Origin of the sequence: Streptomyces sp. AC550_RSS872 (genome assembly GCF_019049285.1) — a bacterium.
Classification (GTDB): domain Bacteria; phylum Actinomycetota; class Actinomycetes; order Streptomycetales; family Streptomycetaceae; genus Streptomyces.
In genome coordinates this window covers 132,168-157,348 of the sequence record NZ_JAGMUL010000196.1, presented here as the reverse complement: position 1 = coordinate 157,348, position 25,181 = coordinate 132,168, and the positions used below count along the sequence as shown (strand labels likewise).

The 25,181-nt window shown below is 69.3% G+C and carries 28 protein-coding genes and 7 pseudogenes; 20 read left to right on the top strand and 15 right to left on the bottom strand.

The window, feature by feature from the left end; all coding sequences use genetic code 11:
* From KUM44_RS41715 to KUM44_RS41675, 10 genes and pseudogenes are all read left to right on the top strand, one after another.
* Window positions 1-4,092, top strand: a 4,092-nt coding sequence (locus KUM44_RS41715) for an amino acid adenylation domain-containing protein (protein WP_217214966.1), incomplete at its 5' end; no start/stop codon positions are given.
* A 76-nt stretch (window positions 4,093-4,168) separates the two neighbouring features.
* Entirely contained in the window at window positions 4,169-4,894 is a 726-nt protein-coding gene (locus KUM44_RS41710) for a tryptophan 2,3-dioxygenase family protein (RefSeq protein ID WP_217214965.1), read from the top strand.
* A gap of 48 nt (window positions 4,895-4,942) precedes the next feature.
* On the top strand, window positions 4,943-5,899 hold the full coding sequence (locus tag KUM44_RS41705; RefSeq protein WP_217214964.1) for a TauD/TfdA family dioxygenase: 957 nt from the start codon (window positions 4,943-4,945) through the stop codon (window positions 5,897-5,899).
* 53 nt (window positions 5,900-5,952) lie between these two features.
* Entirely contained in the window at window positions 5,953-6,831 is an 879-nt protein-coding gene (locus tag KUM44_RS41700) for a prephenate dehydrogenase (protein WP_217214963.1), read from the top strand.
* A 64-nt stretch (window positions 6,832-6,895) separates the two neighbouring features.
* On the top strand, window positions 6,896-7,066 hold the full coding sequence (locus tag KUM44_RS41695) for a hypothetical protein (protein ID WP_217214962.1): 171 nt from the start codon (window positions 6,896-6,898) through the stop codon (window positions 7,064-7,066).
* A pseudogene (locus KUM44_RS46505) lies at window positions 7,063-7,770 on the top strand (cytochrome P450); the annotation flags it as partial. The gene KUM44_RS41695 and the pseudogene KUM44_RS46505, both read left to right, overlap by 4 nt.
* Window positions 7,771-7,904: 134 nt before the next feature.
* Window positions 7,905-7,955, top strand: a pseudogene (locus tag KUM44_RS47860) (hypothetical protein); the annotation flags it as partial.
* A 186-nt stretch (window positions 7,956-8,141) separates the two neighbouring features.
* Window positions 8,142-8,432, top strand: coding sequence for an acyl carrier protein (locus KUM44_RS41685; protein ID WP_302186118.1), 291 nt, complete (start codon window positions 8,142-8,144; stop codon window positions 8,430-8,432).
* Window positions 8,433-8,609: 177 nt separating this feature from the next.
* Window positions 8,610-8,879, top strand: a pseudogene (locus tag KUM44_RS41680) (ArsR/SmtB family transcription factor); the annotation flags it as partial.
* A gap of 540 nt (window positions 8,880-9,419) precedes the next feature.
* Window positions 9,420-10,145 carry a DUF4241 domain-containing protein gene (locus tag KUM44_RS41675; protein WP_217214959.1) on the top strand — a complete coding sequence of 242 codons (726 nt, stop codon included), beginning with the start codon at window positions 9,420-9,422 and terminating at the stop codon, window positions 10,143-10,145.
* Between the two features lie 121 nt (window positions 10,146-10,266).
* Here the strand turns inward: KUM44_RS41675 and KUM44_RS41670 are convergent.
* From KUM44_RS41670 to KUM44_RS41630, 9 genes and pseudogenes are all read right to left on the bottom strand, one after another.
* Window positions 10,267-10,882, bottom strand: a pseudogene (locus KUM44_RS41670) (IS110 family transposase); the annotation flags it as partial.
* 13 nt (window positions 10,883-10,895) lie between these two features.
* Window positions 10,896-11,435 (bottom strand): annotated as a pseudogene (locus tag KUM44_RS41665) (transposase).
* Window positions 11,432-11,971: a winged helix-turn-helix domain-containing protein gene (locus tag KUM44_RS41660; RefSeq protein WP_217214958.1), complete on the bottom strand. Its 540-nt coding sequence runs from the start codon at window positions 11,969-11,971 to the stop codon at window positions 11,432-11,434. The pseudogene KUM44_RS41665 and the gene KUM44_RS41660 overlap by 4 nt, the downstream one beginning before the upstream one ends.
* Before the next feature lie 21 nt (window positions 11,972-11,992).
* A pseudogene (locus KUM44_RS46500) lies at window positions 11,993-12,834 on the bottom strand (TSUP family transporter).
* A 76-nt stretch (window positions 12,835-12,910) separates the two neighbouring features.
* The gene (locus tag KUM44_RS41650; RefSeq protein ID WP_217214957.1) at window positions 12,911-13,612 is read right to left on the bottom strand and encodes a cation transporter; all 702 of its coding nucleotides are present in this window, start codon (window positions 13,610-13,612) and stop codon (window positions 12,911-12,913) included.
* Window positions 13,612-13,947, bottom strand: coding sequence for a helix-turn-helix transcriptional regulator (locus KUM44_RS41645; RefSeq protein ID WP_217214980.1), 336 nt, complete (start codon window positions 13,945-13,947; stop codon window positions 13,612-13,614). The genes KUM44_RS41650 and KUM44_RS41645 overlap by 1 nt, the downstream gene beginning before the upstream one ends.
* A gap of 111 nt (window positions 13,948-14,058) precedes the next feature.
* Window positions 14,059-14,520: a GNAT family N-acetyltransferase gene (locus tag KUM44_RS41640; RefSeq protein ID WP_217214956.1), complete on the bottom strand. Its 462-nt coding sequence runs from the start codon at window positions 14,518-14,520 to the stop codon at window positions 14,059-14,061.
* Between the two features lie 52 nt (window positions 14,521-14,572).
* Complete coding sequence (locus KUM44_RS41635; RefSeq protein ID WP_217214955.1) at window positions 14,573-15,100, bottom strand: aspartate carbamoyltransferase; 528 nt, start codon at window positions 15,098-15,100, stop codon at window positions 14,573-14,575.
* A 135-nt stretch (window positions 15,101-15,235) separates the two neighbouring features.
* Window positions 15,236-16,633 (bottom strand): MFS transporter, encoded by a 1,398-nt coding sequence (locus KUM44_RS41630; protein ID WP_217214954.1) that lies wholly within the window; start codon window positions 16,631-16,633, stop codon window positions 15,236-15,238.
* Between the two features lie 105 nt (window positions 16,634-16,738).
* Between KUM44_RS41630 and KUM44_RS41625 the strand changes: the two genes are divergently transcribed.
* The 4 genes from KUM44_RS41625 (at window position 16,739) to KUM44_RS41610 (ending at window position 19,337) form a co-directional block, all read left to right on the top strand.
* The gene (locus KUM44_RS41625; RefSeq protein ID WP_217214953.1) at window positions 16,739-17,353 is read left to right on the top strand and encodes a TetR/AcrR family transcriptional regulator; all 615 of its coding nucleotides are present in this window, start codon (window positions 16,739-16,741) and stop codon (window positions 17,351-17,353) included.
* A gap of 190 nt (window positions 17,354-17,543) precedes the next feature.
* Window positions 17,544-17,930, top strand: a complete 387-nt coding sequence (locus KUM44_RS41620) for a DUF6153 family protein (protein ID WP_217214952.1) — start codon at window positions 17,544-17,546, stop codon at window positions 17,928-17,930.
* Between the two features lie 117 nt (window positions 17,931-18,047).
* Window positions 18,048-18,674, top strand: a complete 627-nt coding sequence (locus tag KUM44_RS41615; protein ID WP_217214951.1) for a DUF305 domain-containing protein — start codon at window positions 18,048-18,050, stop codon at window positions 18,672-18,674.
* A gap of 159 nt (window positions 18,675-18,833) precedes the next feature.
* Window positions 18,834-19,337, top strand: coding sequence for a DUF4396 domain-containing protein (locus KUM44_RS41610; protein ID WP_217214950.1), 504 nt, complete (start codon window positions 18,834-18,836; stop codon window positions 19,335-19,337).
* 100 nt (window positions 19,338-19,437) lie between these two features.
* On the opposite strand, the gene KUM44_RS41605 is transcribed toward KUM44_RS41610, so the two are convergent.
* Window positions 19,438-19,965, bottom strand: coding sequence for a hypothetical protein (locus tag KUM44_RS41605; RefSeq protein WP_217214949.1), 528 nt, complete (start codon window positions 19,963-19,965; stop codon window positions 19,438-19,440).
* Complete coding sequence (locus KUM44_RS41600; protein ID WP_217214948.1) at window positions 19,962-20,111, bottom strand: hypothetical protein; 150 nt, start codon at window positions 20,109-20,111, stop codon at window positions 19,962-19,964. Before KUM44_RS41600 ends, KUM44_RS41605 begins: the two co-directional genes overlap by 4 nt.
* 121 nt (window positions 20,112-20,232) lie before the next feature.
* Here KUM44_RS41600 and KUM44_RS41595 point away from each other — a divergent pair, with 121 nt between their 5' ends.
* Both KUM44_RS41595 and KUM44_RS41590 read left to right on the top strand, forming a co-directional pair.
* Window positions 20,233-20,802, top strand: a complete 570-nt coding sequence (locus KUM44_RS41595; RefSeq protein ID WP_217214947.1) for a TetR/AcrR family transcriptional regulator — start codon at window positions 20,233-20,235, stop codon at window positions 20,800-20,802.
* A 289-nt stretch (window positions 20,803-21,091) separates the two neighbouring features.
* Window positions 21,092-21,526 (top strand): hypothetical protein, encoded by a 435-nt coding sequence (locus tag KUM44_RS41590; RefSeq protein ID WP_217214946.1) that lies wholly within the window; start codon window positions 21,092-21,094, stop codon window positions 21,524-21,526.
* Window positions 21,527-21,634: 108 nt separating this feature from the next.
* Here the strand turns inward: KUM44_RS41590 and KUM44_RS47415 are convergent, their stop codons facing one another.
* A complete protein-coding gene (locus tag KUM44_RS47415; RefSeq protein ID WP_308402846.1) occupies window positions 21,635-22,342 on the bottom strand; it encodes a hypothetical protein in 708 nt (235 codons plus the stop codon).
* Between the two features lie 59 nt (window positions 22,343-22,401).
* Window positions 22,402-22,650 (bottom strand): annotated as a pseudogene (locus KUM44_RS41580) (hypothetical protein); the annotation flags it as partial.
* A gap of 152 nt (window positions 22,651-22,802) precedes the next feature.
* Here KUM44_RS41580 and KUM44_RS46490 point away from each other — a divergent pair.
* Window positions 22,803-23,096 carry a hypothetical protein gene (locus KUM44_RS46490; RefSeq protein ID WP_254390864.1) on the top strand — a complete coding sequence of 98 codons (294 nt, stop codon included), beginning with the start codon at window positions 22,803-22,805 and terminating at the stop codon, window positions 23,094-23,096.
* A 197-nt stretch (window positions 23,097-23,293) separates the two neighbouring features.
* Window positions 23,294-23,596, top strand: a complete 303-nt coding sequence (locus KUM44_RS46485) for a hypothetical protein (RefSeq protein WP_254390863.1) — start codon at window positions 23,294-23,296, stop codon at window positions 23,594-23,596.
* A 133-nt stretch (window positions 23,597-23,729) separates the two neighbouring features.
* On the opposite strand, the gene KUM44_RS41570 is transcribed toward KUM44_RS46485, so the two are convergent.
* Window positions 23,730-24,392 carry a hypothetical protein gene (locus tag KUM44_RS41570; protein ID WP_217214945.1) on the bottom strand — a complete coding sequence of 221 codons (663 nt, stop codon included), beginning with the start codon at window positions 24,390-24,392 and terminating at the stop codon, window positions 23,730-23,732.
* A gap of 17 nt (window positions 24,393-24,409) precedes the next feature.
* Window positions 24,410-24,544, bottom strand: coding sequence for a sigma factor-like helix-turn-helix DNA-binding protein (locus tag KUM44_RS47855; RefSeq protein WP_217214944.1), 135 nt, complete (start codon window positions 24,542-24,544; stop codon window positions 24,410-24,412).
* Between KUM44_RS47855 and KUM44_RS41560 the strand changes: the two genes are divergently transcribed.
* Window positions 24,534-24,674 carry a hypothetical protein gene (locus tag KUM44_RS41560; protein ID WP_217214943.1) on the top strand — a complete coding sequence of 47 codons (141 nt, stop codon included), beginning with the start codon at window positions 24,534-24,536 and terminating at the stop codon, window positions 24,672-24,674. The two genes, KUM44_RS47855 and KUM44_RS41560, sit on opposite strands and share 11 nt — an antisense overlap.
* 9 nt (window positions 24,675-24,683) lie before the next feature.
* A complete protein-coding gene (locus tag KUM44_RS41555; protein WP_217214942.1) occupies window positions 24,684-25,178 on the top strand; it encodes an NUDIX hydrolase in 495 nt (164 codons plus the stop codon).
* Window positions 25,179-25,181 lie beyond the last annotated feature (3 nt).

Below are 25,181 nucleotides of genomic sequence, written 5' to 3'. Positions count from 1 at the left end.
CAGACCCCCACCATCGCCGCCCTCACCACCGCCCTGGACAGCGCCCAGAGCGCTCGTGCGCCCCTCACCCCCCGTAAGCGGCCCGAGCGCATCCCCCTCTCCTACGCCCAACAACGCCTGTGGTTCCTCCACCAACTCGAAGGACCCACCCCCACCTACAACATCCCCACCGCACTCCGCCTCACCGGCACCCTCAACCACCACGCCCTCACCCACGCACTCCACGACCTCACCACCCGCCACGAAACCCTCCGCACCCTCTACACCGAGGACGAAAACGGACCCCACCAGATTGTGCTCAGCCCGCAGGACGCGGTCCTGGAGTTGGTCACTGTTCCGTGCACGGCCGAAGAGCTCCCGGACCACCTCGCGCAGGCGGCCCGGCACGCGTTCGACCTGACCACCGAAATCCCCATCCGCGCTTGGCTGTTCCAGACCGCGCCGGACGAATACGTACTCCTCACCGTCATCCACCACATCGCCACCGACGGCTGGTCGACGATCCCGCTCAGCCGGGATCTGTCCACCGCGTACCGCCAGCGGGCCGAGGGCGTGGACACCGGACTTCCGGCGCCTGACGTGCAGTACGCCGACTACACCCTCTGGCAGCGGGAGGTCATGGGCTCGGAAGGGGACCCGGACAGTGTGGTCTCGGCGCAGTTGGACTACTGGAAGTCGACTCTCGCGGGTCTTCCGGACGAGCTGGAGCTGCCGACCGATCGCCCCCGTTCGGCGGTGGACACCAGGCGGGGCGACGAGGTGCGGTTCGACGTGCCGCCAGAGCTGCACGAGCAGGTGATTGCGCTGGCTCGGGAAGCCGGAGCCACGCCCTTCATGGTGGTACAGGCGGCGGTTGCCGCGTTGTTGACGCGGATCGGGGCGGGTACGGACATCCCCATCGGCGCGCCCGTTGCGGGCCGCACGGACGCCGCCACCGAGGACCTGGTCGGCTTCTTCGTCAACACGCTCGTGCTGCGCACTGACACCGACGGTGACCCGTCGTTCCGGGAACTCGTCCGGCGGGTGCGGAAGGCGGATCTGGCGGCCTACGCGCACCAGGACATACCGTTCGAGCGCCTTGTGGAGGTCGTCAATCCGCCCCGTTCGCTCTCCCGGCATCCCCTCTTCCAGGTTCTGCTGGCGTTCCAGAACGCCGAGGACCGGGCAGATGACGCGCTGACCGGTGCGTTGCCCGGGCTGCGGGTTGCCCGGGAACACGTGACGACATCGGTCGCCAAGTTCGATCTCGCGTTCCGGTTCGCCGAGTGGTACGACGACGATGGCCGTGCGGCGGGAATGAGCGGCTCCCTCCACTACTGCGCTGACCTGTTCGACGCGGATACGGTGCGCACCCTCGCAGAGTCTCTCCAGCAGCTCCTTCGGTCTGCCGCCGCTTCCCCGGAGCTGCACCTGAGCCGCCTGGAACTGCTCGGCGAGGAGAAGTACCGAGGTACTGTCGCTCGGGCCTACGGGGAACCCTGCGTTCTGCCCGAGCTGTCGCTGCCGGAGATGTTCGAGCGGCAGGCCGCTCGTACCCCGCAGGCAACGGCGGTCATCGCTGACGGTGGGCGGGGGAAGGCACATACCTACGCTGAGATCAATGCCGCAGCCAATCGGCTCGCGCGGTTACTCATACGTCGCGGTATCGGCCCTGAGCAGCGGGTGGCGCTGGCGATTCCCAACTCCGAACAGTCGGTCGTGGCCTGGCTCGCCGTCCTCAAGGCCGGTGCGGCATATGTGCCGATCGATCCGGAGTATCCCTCGGACCGCATCTCGTTCATGCTGCGGGACGCCGCGCCGCGGCTGATCCTGACGACTCTTGCAACCGGTGCGCGGCTGTCGGTCGGCGAGGACGGACCCGAACTTCTGCGCGTCGACGACGACGCCACCCGGACGGCTCTGGAGGGGCTGCCGGACACGGACTGCACGGTTACCGACCGGATCGCGCCACTGCTGGTCGGTCACGCCGCGTACGTCGTCTACACCTCCGGCTCCACCGGCCGCCCCAAGGGCGTGGTCGTGCCGCACCAGGGCATCGCGAGCCTGGTGGCGTGTGAGCAGTCCGAGCTGCGGGCGGGGCCCGGCGACCGGGTGCTGCAGGTCGTGTCCGCCAGCTTCGACGCCGCCGTGTGGGATCTGACCACCGCCCTGCTGTCCGGAGCCGCGCTGGTCTTCGCGCCCGAAGAGCGGGTGCTGGGACAGGAGTTGGCGGAGCTGGTGACGGAGTGCGGTATCACGCATGTGACCATGCCGCCCGCGGCGCTGGCCACCATTCCGGAGGGGAGTATCCCGGCTCACGTGACCCTGACGGTCACCGGGGAGGTGTGCCCGCCGGATCTGTTGGCCCGCTGGTTGCCTGGCGGGCGGCGGATGTTCAACGGCTACGGCCCGACCGAGGCGACGGTGGGCGCCACGCTCTCGCTGTGCCGTCAGGACAGCGGCCCGGGGCCGGTGCCGATCGGCAGGCCCATGCCGGGCAAGCGCATCCACGTGCTGGACGACCGGCTGCGGCCGGTGCCGCAGGGTGTCACCGGGGAGATCTATGTGGCCGGTGCCGGCGTGACGCGTGGCTACCTGGACCGTCCGGACATCACGGCCGGACGTTTCGTCGCCGAACCCTTCGGCGGCACCGGCGACCGCATGTACCGCACGGGAGACCTGGCCCGCTGGCGGGCCGACGGGCAGCTGCAGTTCGTCGGCCGTACGGACGACCAGGTGAAGATCCGCGGTTTCCGTATCGAGCCGGGCGAGGTCGAGGCGGTGCTCGGCACCCATCCGGCGGTGGCCCAGGGAGTGGTGACCGTGCGGGAGGAGGAGCCGGGCGGCAAGTTCCTCGCGGCCTATGCCACCGCGCTGGCTGGCGCCACGCTGGATCCCGCCTCACTGCGTGAGCATGTCGCCGACCGACTGCCGCACTACATGCTGCCGTCCTCGTTCACCGTGCTGGACAGCCTGCCGGTCAGTGCCAACGGGAAGGTCGACCACAAGGCGCTGCCCGCGCCCGTGCGGCAGTCGCGAACGGGCGGCCGTCCGCCGCGTACGCCCCGGGAACGGATGCTGTGCGAGCTCTTCGCCGAGGTGCTCGGGCTGGACGAAGTGCCGGTCGACGACGGCTTCTTCGACCTCGGCGGGTACTCGCTGCTGGCCAGTCGGCTGATCACCCGAATCCGTGCCGTGCTGGGCGCGGAGGTGTCCATCCGCGACCTGTTCGAGGCACCCTCACCGGCCGCGCTGGCACGGCGGCTGGACGCCGGAGGTGGCGGTGGCAGCCCGTATGACGTGCTCCTGCCGCTGCGGCCGCACGGCGCCGGGACGCCGCTGTTCTGCGTGCACGCCGGTGGTGGGCTCAGCTGGGCGTACGCAGGTCTGATGAAGCACGTCGACACGCAGATCCCGGTGTACGGCATCCAGGCGCGCGGGATCGCTGAGCGGGTCCCGCTGCCCGGCAGCATGGCCGAGATGGCCGAGGACTACCTCGCCGAGCTGCGCAAGGTCCAGCCGAACGGCCCGTACCGGCTGCTGGGCTGGTCGTTCGGAGGACGCGTGGCGCAGGCCATGGCGGTCCGGCTCCGCGAGGAGGACGAGGACGTCGAACTCCTCGCGCTGCTCGACGCCTCCCCGAGCACGGGTGCGGACCAGGGTGAGGAGGTGGACGAACAGTCGGTGATCGCCCACCAGCTGAAGGGCATCGACCTGGAAGCCCCCACGGGACCGCTCACCGAGGGCCCCTGGCTGGACCGGCTGCGGGAACTGCTGCGGGAGCGGGGGGCTCCGATCGCGAACCTCGACCCCCAGTCGCTGCTCGCGGTCAAGGACATCTTCGTCAACAACGTGCGGCTCACCCGCTCCTCCGTCTCCGGACGTTTCGACGGGGACATGGTCTTCTTCGCCTCCACCCCGCGGTCGCCACAGGAGACCCCGGGTGCCCGGAGCGCGCTGTGGCAGCCGTATGTGACGGGCCGCATCGACACCCACGTCCTGCCGTGCGCGCACCAGGACCTGACACGTCCCGACATGCTCGTCGAGATCGGCCGTGTGCTCTGCGAGCACTTCCGGCCGGAGTCGGCTCCGCCGCGAGCTGATGCGGACTGAGGCGGCCGGGACCGCCGTACACCGAGTACTGGCCGGATCGGTCTGCCCAACCAGCATGACGCGGAAAGCGAGAGACATGGAAGACATGGAGCCCTCGGGCGATGGCCAGCCCGCATACGGAGACCTTCTACGGCTGCGTGAGCTGCTGGACGCGGCCTGCGTCCACGACGAGAACGTGGACCAAGTGCTGTTCCTGACCACACATCAGGTATGTGAGCTGTGGTTCGCCGTGCTGCTGCGGCACCTGGACGCGGCGCGAGCCGCGCTGGGCTCCGGAGACGGGGAGACGGCGGCACGGCGGTTGGAGCAGCTGCCGCCGGTGATCAGGGTGCTGATCGACCAGTTCGACGTACTGGCCACCCTGGAGCCCCAGGCGTTCGAGGAGATCCGCGTGGAGGTGGGAGACGCCAGCGGTTTCCAGTCGGTGCAATACCGCGAGCTGGAGTTTCTGTGCGGACAGAAGGACACCAGGCTGCTCGCCACCAAAGGTTTCACCGAGGAGGACCGCGCCCGGCTGCGCCGGCGGCTCGAAGAGCCCTCAGTGGCCGACGCCTTCGCCGAGTTCGCGCGGGGCGGTGCTGAGGAGCCCGCCACACCGCGGCGGTCACCGGCGGTGGCCGAGCGGGTCCGACGCGCGCTGCTCGCTCTCGACGAAGCCGTCGTCATCTGGCGCGCGCGGCATGCCGTGCTGGCCGAGCGGTTCCTCGGCGGCAGACCCGGAACGGCGGGGTCCGCGGGGGCTCGCTACCTGTGGCGGGTGACGGAGCGACGGCTGTTTCCCGACGCATGGCCACAGAGCTGACGCACCCAAGAGCACGACACACCCACACCACAGAGAGGCACGGGCAACATGGCTACGCACGGCGACAGCGGCGCGCACTGGACCCCCTTGGAGATCACCGCGGAGAACGGCGGCGGCACGGCGGCGCTGCTGGCCACGCTGGAAGAACTCGGCGACGGACTGGCGCCACTGCTCTGCCACGCGAAGGCGATCGTCTTCCGGAACTTCCGGATCACCGCCGACCGGCTGGACCCGGCGCTCGACCGACTGCTCCCCAACCGCCTGGCGTACGTCCACGGCAACTCGCCCAGGACCAAGGTGAGCGGCGTCGGGGACAACGTGTACACCTCCACCGAGTACCCGCCGGAATACACCATCTCCATGCACAACGAGCTGAGTTACGCCCACACCTGGCCGTCCCGGTTGGCGTTCTTCTGCGAGGTCCAGCCGGGTGGCGGCGGGGCGACACCGGTCCTGGACGGCGCCCTGTGGCTGCGGAACCTGGACTCCGAGATCCGCGACGCCTTCGCCGACGGCGTGTGCTACGTGCAGAACCTGCACGACGGCATGGGGTTCGGCAAGAGCTGGCAGGACACCTTCGAGACGGACGACCGGGCGGCGGTCGAGGAGTTCCTGGACGCCAGCGGAGCCGAGTGGACCTGGAAGGCGGACGGCGGCATCCGGGTCACATCACGCCGCCCGGCCATCGCACAGCACCCGGTGACCGGCACCGAGGTGTGGTTCAACCAGGCCGACCAGTGGCACCCCGCCGGTCTGGGCGACGAGACCGCGGCCGAACTCGCCACGCTCCTGCCCGAGGACGAGATCCCGCAGAACGTGACCTTTCCCGACGGCAGCCCCATTCGCGCGGAGTACGTGCGGCACATCCAGGAGGTGGGCCTTGCGGGCGCCGTGGACGTCGACTGGCGCCGCGGTGACCTGCTGCTCATCGACAACATGCTTGTGGCCCACGGCCGACGGCCCTTCACCGGCAGCCGCCGGGTGCTGGTCGCGATGTCCGGCTGACCGGCTTCCGACTGACCGACCGAAGCGACCCAGCCACGTCAGGAGTGTGACGCATGCGCACAGCGGCCATCGTCGGAACCGGCCGCATCGGCCGCTCCATCGGTACCGCGCTGCGGGCGCGGGGAGTGGCCACCTATCTGCTGGACACCGACGCGGACGCGGTACGCCTCGCCCAGGAACTGGGCGCCGGGACCGCCCAGCCGCCCCCGCGGCCGGTGGACATAGCCGTGCTCGCGGTGCCGCCGGAGCAGGTCGCCCCCGTGCTCGCCGAACAGCAGAAGCAGGGCCTGGCCCGCTGCTATACCGACACCGCGGGTGTCAAAGTACGTCCGCAGCGGCAGATCGAGGCCAGTGGCTGCGACCTCACCAGCCTGGTCGGTGGCCATCCGCTGGTCACCGACGACCACGACGGGCCGCCCGCCGCCCGTGCCGAGCTCTTCGAGGGCCGCCCGTGGGTGCTCACGCCGACGGGCCTCACTAGCGGTGCGGCACTCAACGCGAGTCTGGAACTGGTCTCGCTGTGCGGCGCGGTGCCGGTCCTGGCGGACCACGCGGCACACGACCGCGCGATGGCGCTGGTCTCGCACACGCCTCGGCTGATCGCGACGCTCCTGGCCTCCCGGCTGCGGCACGCCGACAACGCCACCCTGCGGCTCGCCGGGCAGGGAGTACGGGACATGACCCGTGCGGCCGGGGGCAACCCCGCGCTGTGGACGGACATCCTGACGGCCAACGCGCATCCAGTGGCGGAGGTCCTCGACGCCCTGGCCGCCGACATCTCCTCGGCAGCCGCGGTTCTGCGCCGCCGGGCTGCTCACGCCTCGGGGCCTTCGGAGGATGGCGAAGCGGCCGGGGAACAGCCCGGCGAGGCCCTGGCCCGGCTGCTGGAGCTGGGGATCAAGGGGCGGAACCGGCTGCCGAGCGGCACATGAACCGGATAGCGAAGGGGCAACGCATGCATAGCAAGGCACCGCAGAGTTTCGCGGGGGTGACCAGATGACAGCCGATAACCCGGACATCACCCGGCTCGTCGACCCGGCGAGCCGCTTCGATCCCTATCCGATGCTCGCCCAGTTCAGGGCGGCTTCCCCGTACGTGGTCTCCGACGGGCTGCTGGTGGCCGCCGGCACGCCGACTGCTCCGCGGTGCTGCGTGATCCGCGGATGAGCAGTGAGCGGGACCGCTCCCGGCTGTCCCCCGGAGTGAAGGGGCCGCGTACCCGCAACTTCCTGCATTTGGACCCGCCGGACCACACGAGGCCGCGCCGCCTGGTGGTCAAGGCGTTCACCCCGAGGGTCGTCGCGAAGCTCGAACCGCGGATCCGGGAACTGACCGAAGGTCTCTTCCAGGAAGCGGCGCGGTGGGACCGCTTCGAGATCGTCTCCGAGCTCGCCCACCCGCTGCCGTGGCGGGTGATCTGCGAGCTGCTTGGCGTGCCGTTCGGGGATCGTGACCTGCTCGAATACTGGTCGGGAAGGCTTTCGGAGGCCCTGGAACCTCCGTTCCCCGGGCTGGTCGCCCCCCGTGCGAGCACCGACGCCGCCCGTGCCCGGGCGGAGATCATCACCTACTTCCGTGAGCTGATCGCCGAGCGTCGGCGCTCGCCGCGAGACGATCTCGTCTCCCATCTGGTCAAGGCCGAGGAGAGCGGGGACCGGCTCAGCGAGAACGAAACCCTCGCCACTTGCGTTCTCCTCATCAACGCCGGTCACGAGACCACCGTCAACCTCATCAGCAACGGGATTCTCGCTCTGTTGAACCACCCCGACCAGCTCAAACTGCTGCGCGAGAGCCCCGCACTGGCCGCCGCCGCGGTCGAGGAGGTGCTGCGCTACGACGCGCCGGTCCAGATGACGTCACGAGTGGCCCGCGGAGACGGGCACATCGGGTCCCTTCCGGTCCGGGACGGCGACAGCGTGGTGCTGGTGCTGGTGCTGGTGCTGGTGCTGATGCTGGCGCGGGCAACCGCGACCCCGATGTCTTCGACACGCCCGACACGTTCGACATCACGCGCCCGCAGGGAGCCCAGCATCTCTCCTTCTCAGCCGGGCCGCACTTCTGCCTCGGCGCAGGCCTGGCCCGGCTGGAGGCGCGCATCGCCTTCGAGCTGTTCGTGACCCGGGTGGCCGCGCCGTCCCTGGCCAAGGACGGGCTCACGTACAAGCCGAACCTGACCCTGCGCGGCCCCGACCGCCTGACCGTACTTTTCGACGACATCCAAGGCCCGTTCTAAGGAGCTGTTTTGCCCTCCTCCAGCACCACACCCACCCCGGACACTCTCACGGCATGGCTGACTGAGCGGCTGGCGGTCCATGCCCGAATGAACCCGGAAGACATCCAGCCGGATGTCCCCATGGCCTCCTACGGTCTGGACTCCGTGACCACGGTGACCATGCTGGTGGAGATCGAGGACCAACTGGGTTTCCCCCTCGACCCGAACGTGCCTTGGGAGTACCCGACCGTCGATGCGCTCACCGGCTATCTGACGGGTGAAGCCCGGCGGCGGGACAAGTCCGATGCCCAGGACGGCTGATATGGGCGTCGCAGGCAAGCTCAGGGGTGAAGGCCATGAGCATCTCGCGCGGATCGTCGACCATGTGACCGATGTCTGGCCTCAGCACGCGGATTTTCTCGCTCGAGTTGCGCGGCGACAGTCGTCATCCGGCGCCAGCGGCGCTCTGGCCCACCACGACTTCATATCTATGTGGGCATGCGACCGAAGCGCGAGCCTGAGGCAGATCACCGGCCTGTCACGGTTGAGGGCGTTCATGAACCCTCTGCGGATGCAGCTGTACCGGCTTCTGTATGCCACCGGGCACCGCGAACCGCCTCTCAGCTCGCCGAGCATGTCGACGAGACGCCGTCGTTGGTCAGCTACCACCTGCGCAAGCTGGCTGAGCACGGCTTCGTGACGCAGGCGAGCGGCCAGGGCGCCGACGGCCGCGAGCGGTGGTGGCAGGTGGCGTCCGAGGAGGGCTGGGCTTCCACGACCCAGAATGCGATCGGCCGGAGCCATATCGAGGATGTCCCGAGATCGGGAACTGAGCATGCTCAGTATTTCTGGATGGGGAAGCTGTGACGGGCGGAAGGATGGGCGCGTGCTGTCCCGGGTCCTGGGGTCTGACTCCTGATTTCTCTGACCGAAGTGTCCTGGTGTCACAGTGTCGGCCTTTGGCCGGGGATGGTGCGGTGCCGGTGCCGGGCTGGCGCGGTGTGTCCCGATAGACATCTCGGGATCTGAAGGAGTCAAGCAGTGATGGGGACATTTGGATCTCCCCACTCTCTGCTCGGTGGCCTCAGAGCCGCTCAGCTTGATTCCCCAGGCCGACTCACGCTGACCTGCGGTCTGGCTGCCTACCTCCCCGACCTGCCAGGCGGCATCCGACGCACTAGCGGCACCACGGCGAGCTGACCTGATCACGGTCACCTTCCGTGGTCCGATGTGCGAACTGCCGATGTCACTGGGCCCACGTACCTTTTCGGTTGACCGCCCGGCCGGGTGGCGACGGAAGGATGAGACATGGAGTGGATCGGGGACGCTCGGCTGGCGGCCGGGCCGGAGGCCACTTGGTACCTCGAGACGGCGTTCACGCCCGGGAAGCACCTGGGGACGGTGTACGACGATCCGACAACGCCCGTCGTGGTCACGGGGATTGAAGAGGTGACCACCATTCGCATACCCAGCGGCCGCCTTGTCGTGGACGCACCGTGGCATGACGACGAAACTTGGGAGTACGAGCGAGGACTGCCGACGAGGCCCCCACGGGAGCTGGCGGTGCGAATTCCCCCGGGCACCTACCGGGTGGAGATCGCGTGGACGGCGGGGCCGTACGAATTCTTCGGGGAGCACTTCGACGGCGTTGCGTGCGCCGCGACCCGCTTGTCCATCAGTGACGACCCCGTGGTCGGGTGGGAGATGGGCCTGGGTGTCGACGACAACATCGACCGGCTTCAGCCGGGCGAGCAGATCCGCTTTTACTCCGACGCCAATGTGGGCTGCTTCGCCGACGCTGGCGCGTGGACGGCCTTGGCCGCGCCGTTTCGCGCGTATGTGGACGGCGGGCCGGTGCCGCGCGACTCCGAACAGCTGCCCGGCTGGTGTGAGCGGGTAACCGACGAGTCGCAACAAGCCGATCTGGTCACGTTCACCGCAGAGTCGGGCGGCGTCGTCTGGCTGGGCCGCACCAAGACCGGCGACGTGGCCGCGATCGTCGTAACCAGCGGCATGCCTGGTGCCAAGGCCTGACGCGGCGCCACCGAATCCGCCGGTCGCCGAACTTCCCCAGGCGCTTGAGGACTTGATCAAGTGGGGCGAGAAGTATTCCCGATCGTTTTCAAGAACCCCGGTCAGCAGCCGCCATTGGCAGGCGATTGAACAGGTGCCGCTGAGCTTGTGCGTGCCAGTCACCGACATCGCGCCGGTGGCGGTAGTGAGCCTGCACCCCGGGCGATGAGCGCAAGGAGGAGAAGGCCCAGAGATAGCCGGCGTGGTGGAGCCGGTTGTTCTTGGCCATGCGGCGTCCGACGTAGTGTTTCTTGCCGGAGGCGCGGGTGATCGGTGCGGATCCGGCATAGGCCTTCAGCCCGCGGGCGTCGGAGAAGCGGTTGCGGTCGTCGCCTGTCTCGGCGAGAACACGTGCCGCGAGCTGGACGCCGAGGCCCGGGAAGCTCAGGAGTATCTCGGCATCGGGATGGTTGCGAAAGCTCACATCAACCGCTTCGGCGAGATCTTCACTGGCCTGGCAGGCTGCTTCGAACTGCTTCAGCAAAGCAAGAAGTTGTTTGCCGAAGGCGTCCTCCACAGCCGCGGGCTGGTGAGCGTACTCGGCGCGCAGGACGCCGCGCAGGCGGTCAGCCTCCTCCTCAATGCCGGACACGGCCGGCGCGCTTGAGTGCGGAACGCAGCTGGCTCAGCGACAGTCGTGCCGCCTCGGTCGGCGTCGGCGCCTTGGCCAGGATGATGCGGGCTTCCTCGCGGGTTACTGACCTTGTCGGTTTAGCTTCGGGTGCCGGGGTTGAGGGTCAGGCCGGTTTCGGTGAGGCAGCCGTCGATTGAGTTCCGGGTGGCGCTGGATGTGAGTGAGGCCGCGGCGGAGGGTGCGGGTGAGGTGGTCAGGGTCGGTGAATGCGGTGTTGGCCATCGGGCCTCGCCGTAACAGGGACCAGACTCCTTCCACCGGGTTCAAGTCCGGGCTGTAGGAGGGGAGCTGGACGATCGTGAGCCAGTCGTGGTCTGCGGCGTAGTCACGCAGGCCAGCGGTGCGATGGGTGTTGAGATTGTCCCAGACGACGATGATCGGGGCGCCGAGCTGCACGTGCGCGCGGCCAGGAGGTCGCGGTAGTCCTGCCAGGCGAAGCTCTTGCGTGCACCCTTCAGTAAGGAGTGGAAACGGGGCCGGTAGATCATCCGGGACCTCTCGCCGGGCCGGTAGCAGCACATCACGGCGACCGAGATCCGCCGCCGGGACCGGCCCCTCACTCTCACCACGGGACTCTGTCCGACCCGGCCCCAGGTGCGGGCACGTGGCGGCGTCATCGCGAATCCGGCCTCGTCCTCGAAGACGATCCATGCCCCGAGCGCCGCCGCGGTGCTTCCACCTGCGGCCACACGCCCTTCTTCCAGAGCTCGACCGCGTGCTCGTCACGTTCCAGCGCACGGCGGGCCGGGCTCTGCCAGGACCAGCCGTGGCGGTGCAGGAGCCGCCACACTCCCGCGATCGAGCAACTGACCTCGAACTGGCGGCCGATCAGCGTTCTGACACGTTCCAGAGTCCACCGCTGGTCTTCCCAGCCATGCGCGGCCGGGCCTTTGGCCAGCTCCATTTCCAGCACGGCGAACCGCTCGTCCGACAGCTTCGGCAGTTTCGCGGGCCCCTTCGACTTCAGACCCTCCATGCCGCCTTCACGCCAGTTGCGGCGCCATTGCTCCACCGAACGCTCGCTCACCCGCAGGTCCTTGGCGATGACCGTATTCCTGTCACCTCGAGCGGACCTCCGCCCGGCCTCCAGCCGGATCCCTTCACGCGCAGCCCGCCGCTCAGCAGTCAGGCCCCCACCATCCGCGTACCGCATAACACCGGCATACCGCAGCAATCACCCAACGTCACCACCCGAAGGCAACCCGAAAAGGTCAGTAACCGGAGTGGCTCTGTGTAGGGTCTGGGCCGCGTACAGGGCCCCAAGTGCTGAGGCGAGGACGCTGAGCAGCAGGCGTAGGGCTCGTTCGGGCAGGTGGGGTTGGAGACGGGCGCCGAGGTAGCCGCCGATGAGTCCGCCGGTGCCGCAGGCGAGTCCGAGCGACCAGTCGGGGGCGACGTCTGCGGAGCTGGCGAGCGACAGCGGTGCGTAGGCGGCGGCGCCGACGACGGAGGTGGTGAACGTGGCGGCGAGTGCGGCTGGGGCGACGCGTGCGACGGGCAGGCCGCGTCCGGCGAGGATCGGGCCGAGGAGGGAGCCGCCGCCGATGCCGTAGATGCCGCCGATCACACCGACCGCGAGGGCGAGACCGGTCAGCGTGCGCGGTGGCAACTCGCCCGATGTAGGCGGCCGGTGGTGTGACGGGGCGAGGGTGCGCAGGCACAGCCACAGCCCGAGCGGCAGCAGCAGGACGGCGATCAGGAGCCGGAAGACGTCGAGTCCGGGGAGGGCGAAGACACGGATGACGGCGCTGCCCCAGCGCCCTGTGGCGCTACCGCCACCACCGCGCCCAGCACGGTGACCTCACCCGGCGCCTGGTGCTGGGCACGCTGCCCGGCGTCGTACTCGCCGGCCACGACGTTGAACAGCAGGTTGGTCGGCGTGATGGCTGGGTTAGGCACGCCGAAGGCGCTCAGCTGAACCGGCAGGAGGAACACCGCGCCGGACACACCAACGGGGGCGGTTACGGTCGCGATCAGCAGGCCGGCGGCCAGTCCTGCCGCCAATATCCAGTCCACCCTTGCCCCTGCCCGTCGACCGTCCAGCCAGTATCAGCGGGTCAGGCGGCGGTGGAGGCATCCTGCAACGAGATGTTCACGAGCAGCAGGCGCAGCCGGGTCGACAGCCGCACGCAGCCTCGGCAGAGGCTGCCGGGGCGGCCACGGGGGCACAACAGCCCTTGCCCTGCCAGGCGTCGCGACCTTCCTTGACCGCGATCGCGGCGATGGCCAGGGCGGCGATGGGGTCGGCCCAGGACCAGCCGAGCGTGGCGTTGAGGACCAGGCCGACAAGGAGGGCCGCGGAGAGGTAGGTGCACAGGAGGGTCTGTTTGGAGTCGGCTACGGCGCTTGCCGAGCCGAGTTCGCGTCCGGCGCGGCGCTGGGCGGCGGACAGGAATGGCATCACCGCGAGGGAGAGGGCGGCGAGCACGATGCCCGGGAGGGAGCGGTCTGCTTCGCCGGTGCCGGCCAGGGCGCGGACGGCGTCGGTGCTCACGTACGCGGCGAGCGCGAAGAACGAGACCGAGATGATCCGTAGTGTCCTGCGCTCCCGTGCTTCGCGGACCGCGTGGTCGCGTGCGGAGAACTGCCAGGCGACCGCGGTGGCGGAGGAGACTTCGATGACGGAGTCCAGGCCGAAGCCGATCAGTGCGGTGGACGAGGCGAGCGTGCCCGCGGTCAGGGCCGCGGCGGCCTCGATGGCGTTGTAGGAGATGGTCGCGATGATCAGCAGCCGTATCCGTCGGGCGAGGGCCTCGCGGCGGGCCGGGGAGGGACCGAGGGATATCGCGGTCATCAGCAGCAGCCCTTCGTGTCCGCGTCGGGGCAGGTCTTGTCGGCCTCCACCGCGACCACCGCGGCGCGCAGGTCGTCGAGGGCGTGGCCAAGGCGTTCGTCGGCCAGTTCGTAGCGGGTACGGCGTCCGTCGGGCACGGTGATGACCAGGCCGCAGTCGCGCAGGCAGGCCAGATGGTTGGACAGTCGGGTGCGGGAGATGCCGAGTTGGTCGGCGAGGTCGGCCGGGTAGGCGGGGGCCTGGCGCAGGGCGAGCAGGATCCGGCAGCGGATGGGATCGGCGAGCGCGCGGCCGAAGCGGGCCAGCACGTCGATGTCAGAGGCGACAGTCGTCAACACACCCCTGACAGTACAGAGAATCCTGAATTCAGGAAAGTGTGGACTATGGGCGCACTGGTTCTGCCGGACGCCTCGGTGGGCGCGGTGTTCGCCCACATCGCGTCCCGCCTATCGGCCCCCTCGTGATCCGCCGAGCCCAGATCTTGCGCCCAGCACGCGGTACATGCCGATCGAGTCGTGCTCGGCGGTGTCGGCGAAGCCGTACTTCTCGTAGAGGGAGCGGGCGGGGCCGTCGGCGATCAGGGAGACGTAGGCGGTGGCGGGTGCCCGGCGCTCCAGTTCCTCGGTGAGGGCGGCCATGATGCGCTTGCCGAGGCCGCGTCCTTGGTGTGCGGGGTGGACGCAGATGTCGACGATCTGGAACGCCGTACCGCCGTCCCCGATGACCCGCCCCATGCCGACGGGCTCGCCCCCGTGGTGGACGACCACCGCGTGCCAGGTGTTGGGCAGGGCGAGCGCGACCGCTTCCGGGCTTTTGTCCGAGAGGCCGGCATCGGTGCGCAGGCGGCGGAAGACCTCGGCGGAGGGTACGCCCACGCTCAGTTCGTACGGGTCGTTCAAGTCATCCACTCCGATCGAGAGATGTGCGCCTGATGGTCTTCCGCGGTGCTCGTACCGTTGGTCAGTGGCCGGATTCGGCGTGGTCGCCGTGGTCGCTGAGCTGTGCTTCGAACCAGGCGTGCAGGGCGTCGACCAGGGCGGGTTCTTCGGTGGCGTAGGTGAGGGTGGCGCCGTCGGCACGTTCCCGGTAGCGCACCTCGATGCGTTTGTAGCCGGCTTCCAGTTCCGCCAGGCCCGGCATGCTGTCGCCGTGTATCTGGGTGGGGTCGCCGAAGTCTCCCTGGCTGAACGCCTTGGCCTCCTGCTGGAGGTGGGTGCGTATGAGGTTGACCTGCGTGGCGTCGTCGGGCTGGTCGGCGACCACGTCCTGGACGCCGCCCGCCTTGGTCGGGGTGAAGTGATGGGTGGTCTCTTCGAGGTCGAAGGGCATCACGGTCCGGCCGCGCTCGGCGACCGCTTCCTGCCGACCGGTCTTCCCGTTGCCACCCTCTTGCTGCGTGCTGCTGATCAGGAGGGCTATGCCCAGTGCCGCGCCGACGCTTGCCGCGGCGATTCCGGCTGTCAGCAGTCGGCGCTTGCCTTGCTTCATCGAGTGCCTCCGTGAGCACTTTGAGGGCGTGCGGTACGCCCGTTCCGTTGTGGGTGGGATCGCTGCGGTGCCGTGGCCGGCAGGGGTGCATGGGGCGGGTCTTCGGCTGCGGCTGTGCCGGCCTTGGGCGTGGGCTTACTGCTGCTTGGCGGGGATCAGCCACAGGACGATGACGGCGGAGACCGCGGCTATGCCGGTGGCGACGAGGAATGCGTCGTCGAAGCCGGAGGCACTCTGTGCACTGGTGTGGGCGGCGATGCTCGTGGCGGCGGCGCTGGAGACGGCCGCGGCGCCGGCCGAGGCGCCGAACTCGTGGAAGGTGCTGACGATGCCCGACGTCACCCCGGCCTCGTGGGGAGCGACGCTGGCGAGTGCGGTGGCGGAGGCGACGACGAACAAGGCGCCCAGTCCCGCCGCGGCGACGCTCACACCGGTTACCATCGCGGTCGTTCCGGACCACAGGACCGGAACCAGGAACCCGGCGGCCGCGATCGCCAGGGAGACCACAGCCAGCAGCTGTGCTCCCAGCTGGCCGATCACCCGGCCGGCGGCTGCGGCGGCGGCCATGGTCAGCAGCGCCACCGGCAGGAACAGCACACCAGTCATCAGGGCGCCATGGCCCTGGAGGTTCTGAAGGTAGAAGGAACCGAGGAAGAAGGCCCCCACCATCAGCGCCGTCGTCACAGCGATCACGAAGATGCCCGCCACCACCGGGCGCCTGCCCAGCAGACGCAGATCCATCAGCGGTGCCGCCGCCCGGCGCTGCCAGAGGGCGAAAGCCGCGTAGCCGACTGCCGACGCGGCGACCAGAGCCACGGTGACGATGTTCAACCAGCCGTGGTCGCCTGCACGGATCAGAGCGTAGATGAGGGCGCCCGTCGCGGCGGCGACCAGGGCGGCGCCGGGTACGTCGAGGGAACCGCCGGCCGCGCGGGGCAGGCCCGGCAGGATCCGGGCGAGCGAGACGAGGACGACCAGGCCGACGGGGACGTTGACGAAGAACACCCATGCCCAGCCCGGACCTGCCGTGATCAGTCCGCCCAGCAGTACGCCGAGTGCGGCGCCCCCGCCGCCGAGCGCCGACCAGATGCCCAGCGCGCGGTTGCGCTCGTCGCCCTCGAACAGCCGCACCACCACGGACAGAGCGGCGGGTGAGAGCAGTGCGGCGCCCACCCCCTGGGCGATGCGTGCGGTGAGCAGCAGCGGGGCGCCGGTGGCGAGTCCGGCGGCCAGGGACGCGGCGGTGAACACGGCGAGCCCGGCCAGGACGACTCGCTTCGGGCCGAAAAGGTCTGCGGCCCGGCCGCCGAGCAGCATCAGGCTTCCGAACGTGAGGGCGTATCCGCTAATCACCCAGGTCAAGGCCGCGCGGCCCAGGTTCAGTTCCACGCCCATGTCAGGCAGGGCGATCGCGACGACGGTGATGTCGAGGATCAGCATCAGCTGGGCCAGCCCCAGCAGCCCCAAGGCTGTCCAGCGCAGCGGATGTGGTGCATCCGGTGCGCGGGTGGTGGTGGTTTCCGTGTCGCTCATGACGCTCACCCCTCGCTCGCTAAGTCGTACAACGGTGTTCACGTTATACGGCCGGGGGGTATAAGCCAAACAGGGTTGTACGATTTGCTGGGGTACTGTGGGCGCATGGGCAGCAAGAACTCCACGGCGACCAAGCGCGCTGACGCACTGCGCAGCATTGACGCGATCGTGCAGGCAGCGGTCGAATGCCTCGGACGTAACCCGGAGGCGAGCCTGAGCGAGATCGCGCGGGCCGCGGGCGTGGGCCGGGTGACGCTGTACGCGCACTTCTCCTCCCGGGCGGAGGTCGTCGACGCGGCGATGAGCCGCGCCATCGACCGGGGCAACGAAGTACTGGAGGCGGTCGACCTGACCGGTGATCCGCTGCTCGCCCTGGCCCGGTACATCGAGGCCGGCTGGCACCTGGTGGACCAGGCACGCGCCCTGCTCGCCGCCGCTCAACGCGAACTTCCCGCAGGGCGCATTCGTGAGCTGCATGCCGGGCCCGCCGCCCGGGTCGAGACGCTGGTCGCCCGAGGCCGCGCTGAGGGAGCCTTTCGTACGGACCTGCCGATCGCGTGGATGGTCAATGTCCTGCACACGGTCATGCACAGCGCGGCGGAGGAGATCCGCGCCGGCCGCCTCACCTCCGAGCGTGCCGCCGGCCACATCACCGCCACGGTGCTCGCCGCCTTCACCCCCCCGGGCACACCGGTACCCGAGGCCGGCGGCGGGGCGTAACACCGACAGCCCACGATGAAGAGCCTCGCCACGGGAGGGGCCGCAGGCGGCCGAGGCAGGGCGGCGCGGGCGCGTGGGCCTGCTCAAGCACGGGATGCCTCACGCGATGAATCCGTGCCCGCCAGCAGCCAGGCGCGCAAGGGCCCCGTCAACGTCACGCCGTTGCATGTGTATCCGTACGATGGCGAGCATGACCAGCAGCCGATCGAGCCGCCGCCCCGCTGGGGCGCTGTTCGCGCTGCTGGTGCTCACGGTGCTGGCCGGGATCCTGGGCATGCACGCACTGGCTCCCGGCGGAGCGCCGGCACCCGAACACACCATGACCATGGCCCATGCTCCTGCCACGGAGCAGGCCGGCGCGGCATGCTCGCACACCGACGGCAACTCCGGGCACCTCGCACACGCCGACGGTACGTGCGCGGCGACCGGTATCGGCTCCGCATACACGCCGCCCGCGCTGGCCAGCGCCCTGCCCGACGCCCCGGCCGCTGCCGGTGTCCCGATCAGCGCGCCGACGTCGGCCGTGCAGAGCCGGGCGCCGCCTGACCTTTCCGAACTGCAACTCCTGCGGATCTAGAACGGCCCGCACGGCGCCCCCGCACGCCCTGTCCGGGGCGGGCGCCGTGTTTTCGCCCTGTCTCATCCCCTGATTCCGCGCGCCCGAGACGGGCGCGCGTCAAGGAGTTGCACCACCATGATCCGCAAGCGTTCCCTGATCCGCCGCGGCACCGCCGTGGCCACCGCCGGCGCGGCCGCTCTCGTCCTGGCCGCATGCGGCGGCAGCGGCGACAGCGCGGCCGGGCACAACAGCCACACCGCGACCTCGGCATCCGCTTCGGTCTCCGCCTCGCAGGGCCGGCACAACGCCGCCGACACCGTCTTCGCCCAGGGGATGATCCCCCACCACCGCCAGGCCGTTCAGATGGCCGACCTCGCCCCGTCCCGCGCCGAGTCGGCCGAGGTGAAGAAGCTCGCCGAACAGATCAAGAAGGCCCAGGACCCGGAGATCAAAACCCTCTCCGGGTGGCTGACCTCATGGGACGAGGAAGTGCCCGCCGAGGGCGCCATGGGCCACTCCGCTCACGGCACGGGCGGAATGATGACGGCCAAGGAGATGGACCAGCTGGAGAAGGCATCCGGCAAGGCGTTCGACACCGCCTTCATGGAAATGATGATCAAGCATCACGAAGGCGCGGTGGCGATGGCCAAGTCCGAAAAGACCGACGGCTCCTTCCCCGACGCCAAGAAGATGGCCGACGCCATCATCACCTCGCAGACCGCTGAGATCACCCAGATGAACGACCTCCTCGGCAAGAGCTGACCCACTCCAGCAGTGGGGGTGTCGACCGCCGACGCGGGCCCGCACACCCCCACTGCTCGTCACGTCCCACCACTTCACAGGAATACCCCCTAGGGGTATATCGTTGAGGGGGTGGGACAAGGGGACGGGCCACACTGGACGTGAATGGGGATGACGGTCATGGATCACACCGCACACCACACCAGCACCGCTCACGACCACGCCGCACACCAGGCGCACGATGGGCATGGCGGCGCGTCCTGGGGAACGGCGGCGAAGGCGACGCTGCACTGCCTGACCGGATGCGCGATCGGCGAGATCCTCGGCATGGTCATCGGCACGGCCCTGCTGTGGGGCAACGTGCCCACCATGGTCCTGGCGATCACCCTGGCGTTCGTCTTCGGCTACTCCTTCACCCTGTTCGCCCTCCGCAGGGCGGGCCTGGACTTCAAGAGCGCCGTCAAGGTGGCGCTGGCCGCGGACACCGTCTCCATCGCGATCATGGAACTCGTCGACAACGGCGTCATCGCCCTCAGTGGCGCGATGGACGCCCACCTGTCCGACACCCTGTTCTGGACCGCGCTGCTCGGAGGCTTCGCCGTCGCCTTCGTGATCACGACCCCGGTCAACAAGTGGATGATCAGCCGCGGCAAGGGCCACGCCGTCGTCCACGCCTACCACTGACCTCTCACGCTCAAGCGCGCGCCCGGGTGTACCCGGGCGCCTTTGCGCTGCACCGGTTCATCTGGCAATGTCCAGCGACCGACCGGCTCGGGAGAGAGGTTCAGTGCGGCAGGAGGTTCTGCTCGCGCTGGCGGCGGCGACCGTAGCGGGTCACGCCTCGCGGCTTGAAGACCGACAGGGCGGCCGCGGCGAGCAGTACCAGCAGGGCGGCGGCCGCGTCGGCGACCAGCTGGATGCGCATGCCTTCCAGCTCGCCGCCCGCCAGTGTGGCCCGAGCCGCCGCGTCGGCGAGGTGTCCGACCGGCTGCATGTGCACCAGCAGAAGCAGCGTGGCCAGCACCGTGATCAGCAGTTTCGCGATGACCCAGTAGTAGCGCAGCAGCCCCCAGACGGTTCCCAGCGACTGGAGAACGCCAGTCAGCAGCGAGGCGATGCTGAGGGGAACGATCACGGACCACCCCACCAGTTCCATCGCCACATAGGAGCTCTGCACCGTCTGGGGCGAGCTGCTGGACAGCCCGGCGACGGCCAGCGCCAGGAAGGCGGCGACCGCCCCCAGCCAGCCGACCGAGGAGGCGACATGGAGGGTGAGTGTCAGCTTGCGCAGCCGCGGCGGGAACGGTCTCACGGCGTGTGCCCGTGCATCCCGCCGCCGGCCACGTGCACGATCACGAACACCACGACCAGGACGACCGCGACCGCCGCGGACACCTTCACCCACCGCGGTGCCCCGTTGTCGTCATCGGCATCCGAACGAGGCGGTGAGCCGGCCATGGCGTCCTCCACACAATTCAATCCGGAGCGTCACCCGCCCCAGCCCGTAACCAGTTTGCGAGACACGGTGTCTCTCTCGCGGCGGAGTGTATCCACTCCTGGACATCCGTATCCTTGGGGGGTGCCCAAGCTGTGGAACGAGACGATCGACGCCCACCGTCACGCCGTGCGCGAGGCCATCCTGGACGCCACCGCCCAGCTGGTAGAGGCGGGCGGCCTGCGATCGGTGACCATGTCACAGGTCGCCGAACGGACCGGCATCGGGCGCGCGACGCTCTACAAGTACTTCTCCGACCTCGACGCGGTCCTCCTCGCCTGGCACGAACGCCAGATCACCGGACACCTCCAGCACCTGGCGCAAGTCCGCGACCGCGCAGGGACAGCCGTCGAGCGCCTCGAAGCCGTCCTGCGCTCGTACGCGGCCATCGCCCGGCAACGCCACGGCGGCGAACTCGCCGCCCTTCTCCACCAGGGCGAGCACATCACCCACGCCGAACGGCACCTGACGGGCATCGTGGAAGACCTCATCGCCGAGGGCGCACAAGCAGGCGACCTACGGGCCGACGTGCCACCCGCCGAGCTCGCGCCATACTGCCTCCACGCACTGACCGCCGCCGCCGGCCTGACCTCCAAAGCCGCCGTGACCCGCCTCGTCGGCGTCACCCTGGACGCACTGCGCCCAATGCCCTGACCCACGCAAGACGCTGCGGGGTACGTGGCGGTGTCCGCGGTGCAGCGCCTGGGCGAGGAAGTCCTCGCCCAGGCAGGCCGCGATGGACACATTCGTCATCGCGTCGGGTCCCCGATCGGTCAGCTGTTGCCGTCGCTCTTGCCGGTGCACCGCCGTCCGAGGGGATGGCGGTGCGGCCCCGGGCGGCGACGATCGCCCGGCGGGACCGGACCACGCCCTGGCGCGCACGCTGAGCCTTGCCCTCGCATGCCGGTTCAGGAGGGGGCTGCGAGGTGCGCCGGTTCCGGGCTTGGAGTGGGATGACGGTGGCGCCGGCGCGCAGGGCCTCGTTTTCCAGGGCGAGTTGACGGATGGCTTCCTCGTAGAGGGTGAGGGCGCGGCGCAGCTCGGTGTTCTCCTTTCGCAGCCGGGCCAGATTCGCCTCCCGCCGCTCGTCGGCCTCGGAGGGCTCTGCTTGGGCCATAGTTGGGGCGGTCTCAGGGATGTGGGGCCGGAAGTGGGTGTCGATCAGGTCGGCGTAGTGGCGGTGGAAGGTGGCGTGGGGGATGCCGAGGCGCCGCTCGATGGCGGTGACGGTGGGGCGGTGTCCTTTGGTGGCTGCCTCTTCGAGGACGGTGTCGATGGCGGCCTTGACGGTGTCGGCGTCGGGCAGGGCACGTTTCACTCGGCGGGCTCCGGGGCGTGGCGAGCGAGGAACGCGGCCGTTTCACGGTGCTGTTCCTGAAGGCGATGGCGGACATAGGGGGCGAGGCGGTCGCGGTTGGTCAGGGCCTCGTCCAGCTTGGTCAGGTGGCCGTTCAGTGCCTGGCGGTTGGCAGGTGTGAGGGCGGTGTTACGGCAGGCCAGGGGCTGGCAGTCGGTCAGGACGGGCTGGCCGTTGCCGGGGTCGTTGGGCGTGCGACCAGCGGATGGTGCACGTCAAGCCGCTTGCGATCTGGCCGGCGCTGCGCAGGCGGGCGCCGAGTTCGTCAGCGAGGGCGAGCAGGGCGCGCCGGTGCTGGGCCGGGTCGAGTTCGTTGCGGGCGAAGTTGTGGTCGGTGCTGATACTCGCCGGGGTCTGCGTGGAGTCGGCGACCTGGGTGTCACGGCCCTGGGCATGCCCGTGTAGGGCGCGCCCGGCCCGGGCACCGAGCAGGCGTTGTAGCGTGAGTTGGGGGACATCGACGACGTCGCCGATGGTGTGCAGACCGTACTCGCCGAGCGTCGTGGCCATCTTCGCGCCGACGCCGGGCAACTCCCGGACCGGGCGAGGGCGCAGGAAGCTGGCGATCGCCTCGGGGGAGTCGTCGACGACGGTGCGCTGCCCGGGCGGGGGCAGGGCGCAGGGCATCGCGGCGAGCATCCGGTTGGGCGCGCAACCCGCCGAGCTGCGCAGGCCGAAGTGTGCGAGTACCCGCAACTGGACCAACTCGGTAATCCCGCGAGCGTCCCGCTTCCAGTAGGGAATCGCCCCGGTGAGGTCAAGGGCAGCCGAATCCGGTTCGATCATCTGTACGCGCGGCGTGATGTCCTTCAGCAGGCGGCGTAGCCGCGCGGGGATTTCGGCGTCACGGTCGGCCGGAGCGTCGAAGCGGAGGTGGAGGATGTGGCGAGGGTGATCTACCCTGCGCTTCCCTGGCTGCGGTGGCCGAGCCGACGCAGGTCTGCCGAACGGGTGCCGGCAGGCTGGAGGTCGGCGTACGGGTGGAGGCGGGCGCCGGCCGTGCCGTCAGCGAGAGTGCGCTGCGGTGCGTGCGGCTGGGCCGGAGTGGGGGAGGGGATGGCTCGGCCGAGGAGGTCGAGTGCGGCCTGGGGGCCGTGGTCGCGGCGGGCGGCCGCGATCTCGTCCAGGTCCCAGGCGAGACCACCCCGAATACCGCCGAACCGTCGACAACGCCGACCGTGACGACGAGCCACAGACCTGAGTCACGACGGAACACGATGGCCCAGCGGATCGCCCGAGCCGCTGGGGAGCGTCTCCCGCGTCGACGCGTCACCAGGAGGAAGGCAGCACGGTCACCGTGGACCTGGACGACGTGACGGAATGGGATCACTGGCTCGAGTACCTGGTCGACGACACACCCGTACAACTCGTACGCCCCGGTGACACCGACCGGCCGACCTGGGCCGCCTACGAAGAAGATCGATACCTGGGCACCGTCCACAATCGGTTCGACCTCGACGGACGCTGGCACGTCCAGTCTCTGAACGAGCGACACCTCAGCGCCTCGACGATGCCCTCCGCGCCCTGCGCCGCCCTCACGGCTGGGCAGCCGACCGAGAACATGTCCGCCGGTGGGCTCGCGGCATCCTGAGTGACCCGCACCTGCGCGTCCTCGACGTCCAGACCACCGGGCTCGACACGGCCTGGGCCGTACAGGTCGGCGTCACCGACCGCGACGGCAACGCCCTCTTCGACGAACTCGTCAACCCGCTCGCCGACATCACGCCCCAGGCCACAGCCCTCCACGGCCTCGCACCGAACCAACAATCCGCCGCACCCACCTTCACCATGCTCCTGCCCGACCTCGCTCACCTCTTGGCGGACCGCTCCTGCCTGGCCTACAACGCGGCCTTCGCCCGAGCGGTCTTGGAACGCGAAATCCACCGCCTGCCGCAACCCGCCCGCTCCGCTTGGGCGACGTTGCGACCTCGCAGGTGGGTGGACGCCATGGCCCCCTACGCGGCCTGGAAGGGATTGTGGTCTGCCCGCTATCGCTCCTACCGCTACCAGCCTCTCGGCGGCACCTACGACGCCGTCACCAACTGCCAACTCCTGCTGATCACCATGCATCGCATGTGCCAAACCGGCTGACGGCGCTCGATGTGGTGAAGATCAGCTGAGGACGACGGGCGATAGTCCAGCCGTCGCGCTTGGGGAAACGGCCACGACGGTTATGCGGCTGGTGCTGGCGGGCCGCCTCCGCTGCCCGGGCGAGACTTGCCGGTCACGGTCGTCCCCAGGCACCACTGGTGGGGATCTGCACGCTCACGGCGGGGTGTGCAGTTGAGGTGCGTTGCCCTGGTGCTGTCGGCTGGGAGCTGATCAGGACAGGGTTCTGCCGGGCCTCGGCGGTAAGGATGCCGCGGGCGACTGCTGCCCGCCAGATCACGCCGGGGGTGATGATGTCGGAGGCGAGCTTGGCGTACTCTGCGAGGGCCTCGGCGCTGCACCCTGGGCGTGTGGGGCAGTGGGGCAGTGGGGCCGGGCTGCGGGGTAGCGCTCTTGCCACTTGTACAGCTGATTGATGCTGTTCTTGGACGTGTTCCAGCATGCGGCGCGGACGGTAGGACGAGTCGGCCGGCAGGTCGACGGTCAGCTTCTCGGGCCATGCGCGCTCCGCGATTTCCCTGACGAGGCCGCCGGTGACCAAGGCGATGAGGGTGTCGGTGAGCTCGTCGGCGCGGCGCAGTCGCTGCTTCTCCTGCTTCCAGCGCGACCGGCGGGAGGAGGCCACCTGCCGGTTCGTGCCCTTGATGGGGGCAAGGGCATTGGCTCGTGCGGCTTCGGCCGTGAAAAACGGGCGCAGTTGCTCCAGTTGGACCTTGGTCCCGTAGGGCAGGCACGCGGTGATCCTGCCGGTGCCGATGATCTTGGGGCTTGTGACCATGACTTCTTCACCCGAGATCAGAGACAACGCTGGGCGTCGTACATCGCGCGCAGCCTTTTCACGGCCCGGCGTCGGGTCTGCTCGACGGCTTTGGATGTCATTCCCAGGGCTTGGGCGATCCCGCTGGTCGGGACACCCTCGATGGAGGACATCACCAGCACGGTCCGCATCCGCGGGGGAAGGCTCCTGATCTTCAGCCAGAGCGCACATCTCGGCCCGGCGATCGCGCAGCGCGCCGAGTTCCTCTCCAGCGCCTGGGGCAGGGGTATCGTGGGCCGCTAGCGTGTCCGGATGCCGTCTGTGAACCTGCGTCATTCCGTCCGCGCGATCATCCTCGACGAGGACGACTGCATCCTGCTCTGCCGGTTCGCCATTCCAAAGCCAGCGGGAACCGTGGTGTGGGCAGCTCCAGGCGGAGGAATCGAGCACGGCGAGACGCCACTTGCCGCCCTCCGCCGTGAACTGCGTGAAGAGGTTGGTCTTGTCGTCAATGCCGATCCGCCGCACGTCTGGCACCAGGAAGTCGTGGCGCCCGATCATGCCGAAGGCTACGACGGTGTCATCAACGACTACTTCCTCGTACGCACTGCCAATTTCAGTCCGCGCGGGACTCTGAACGACGACCAGCTTGCCGCGGAGAACATCAGCGGTCTGAAGTGGTGGCACCCGAACGAGGTCGATTCTTATGGCGGTCCCGACCTGTTCTCCCCGCGGGACCTTGCAACTCCTTTGACGGCATTGATCACTTCTGGTGTTCCAGCCAGACCAGTGCAGCTCGGCCTATGAACA

What these genes read in the sequence shown, in the direction of transcription:
- KUM44_RS41610 (WP_217214950.1), top strand. Translation starts at nt 18,834, where the DNA reads ATGGATCACACCGCACACCACACCAGCACCGCTCACGACCACGCCGCA.
- KUM44_RS41620 (WP_217214952.1), top strand. Translation starts at nt 17,544, where the DNA reads ATGACCAGCAGCCGATCGAGCCGCCGCCCCGCTGGGGCGCTGTTCGCG.
- KUM44_RS46485 (WP_254390863.1), top strand. Translation starts at nt 23,294, where the DNA reads ATGCTCCTGCCCGACCTCGCTCACCTCTTGGCGGACCGCTCCTGCCTG.
- KUM44_RS41675 (WP_217214959.1), top strand. Translation starts at nt 9,420, where the DNA reads ATGGAGTGGATCGGGGACGCTCGGCTGGCGGCCGGGCCGGAGGCCACT.
- KUM44_RS41635 (WP_217214955.1), bottom strand. Translation starts at nt 15,100, where the DNA reads ATGAAGCAAGGCAAGCGCCGACTGCTGACAGCCGGAATCGCCGCGGCA.
- KUM44_RS41710 (WP_217214965.1), top strand. Translation starts at nt 4,169, where the DNA reads ATGGAAGACATGGAGCCCTCGGGCGATGGCCAGCCCGCATACGGAGAC.
- KUM44_RS41660 (WP_217214958.1), bottom strand. Translation starts at nt 11,971, where the DNA reads ATGCGGTACGCGGATGGTGGGGGCCTGACTGCTGAGCGGCGGGCTGCG.
- KUM44_RS41695 (WP_217214962.1), top strand. Translation starts at nt 6,896, where the DNA reads ATGACAGCCGATAACCCGGACATCACCCGGCTCGTCGACCCGGCGAGC.
- KUM44_RS41615 (WP_217214951.1), top strand. Translation starts at nt 18,048, where the DNA reads ATGATCCGCAAGCGTTCCCTGATCCGCCGCGGCACCGCCGTGGCCACC.
- KUM44_RS41630 (WP_217214954.1), bottom strand. Translation starts at nt 16,633, where the DNA reads ATGAGCGACACGGAAACCACCACCACCCGCGCACCGGATGCACCACAT.
- KUM44_RS41555 (WP_217214942.1), top strand. Translation starts at nt 24,684, where the DNA reads ATGCCGTCTGTGAACCTGCGTCATTCCGTCCGCGCGATCATCCTCGAC.
- KUM44_RS41570 (WP_217214945.1), bottom strand. Translation starts at nt 24,392, where the DNA reads ATGGTCACAAGCCCCAAGATCATCGGCACCGGCAGGATCACCGCGTGC.
- KUM44_RS41625 (WP_217214953.1), top strand. Translation starts at nt 16,739, where the DNA reads ATGGGCAGCAAGAACTCCACGGCGACCAAGCGCGCTGACGCACTGCGC.
- KUM44_RS41600 (WP_217214948.1), bottom strand. Translation starts at nt 20,111, where the DNA reads ATGGCCGGCTCACCGCCTCGTTCGGATGCCGATGACGACAACGGGGCA.
- KUM44_RS41650 (WP_217214957.1), bottom strand. Translation starts at nt 13,612, where the DNA reads ATGACCGCGATATCCCTCGGTCCCTCCCCGGCCCGCCGCGAGGCCCTC.
- KUM44_RS41705 (WP_217214964.1), top strand. Translation starts at nt 4,943, where the DNA reads ATGGCTACGCACGGCGACAGCGGCGCGCACTGGACCCCCTTGGAGATC.
- KUM44_RS41560 (WP_217214943.1), top strand. Translation starts at nt 24,534, where the DNA reads ATGGAGGACATCACCAGCACGGTCCGCATCCGCGGGGGAAGGCTCCTG.
- KUM44_RS47855 (WP_217214944.1), bottom strand. Translation starts at nt 24,544, where the DNA reads ATGTCCTCCATCGAGGGTGTCCCGACCAGCGGGATCGCCCAAGCCCTG.
- KUM44_RS41700 (WP_217214963.1), top strand. Translation starts at nt 5,953, where the DNA reads ATGCGCACAGCGGCCATCGTCGGAACCGGCCGCATCGGCCGCTCCATC.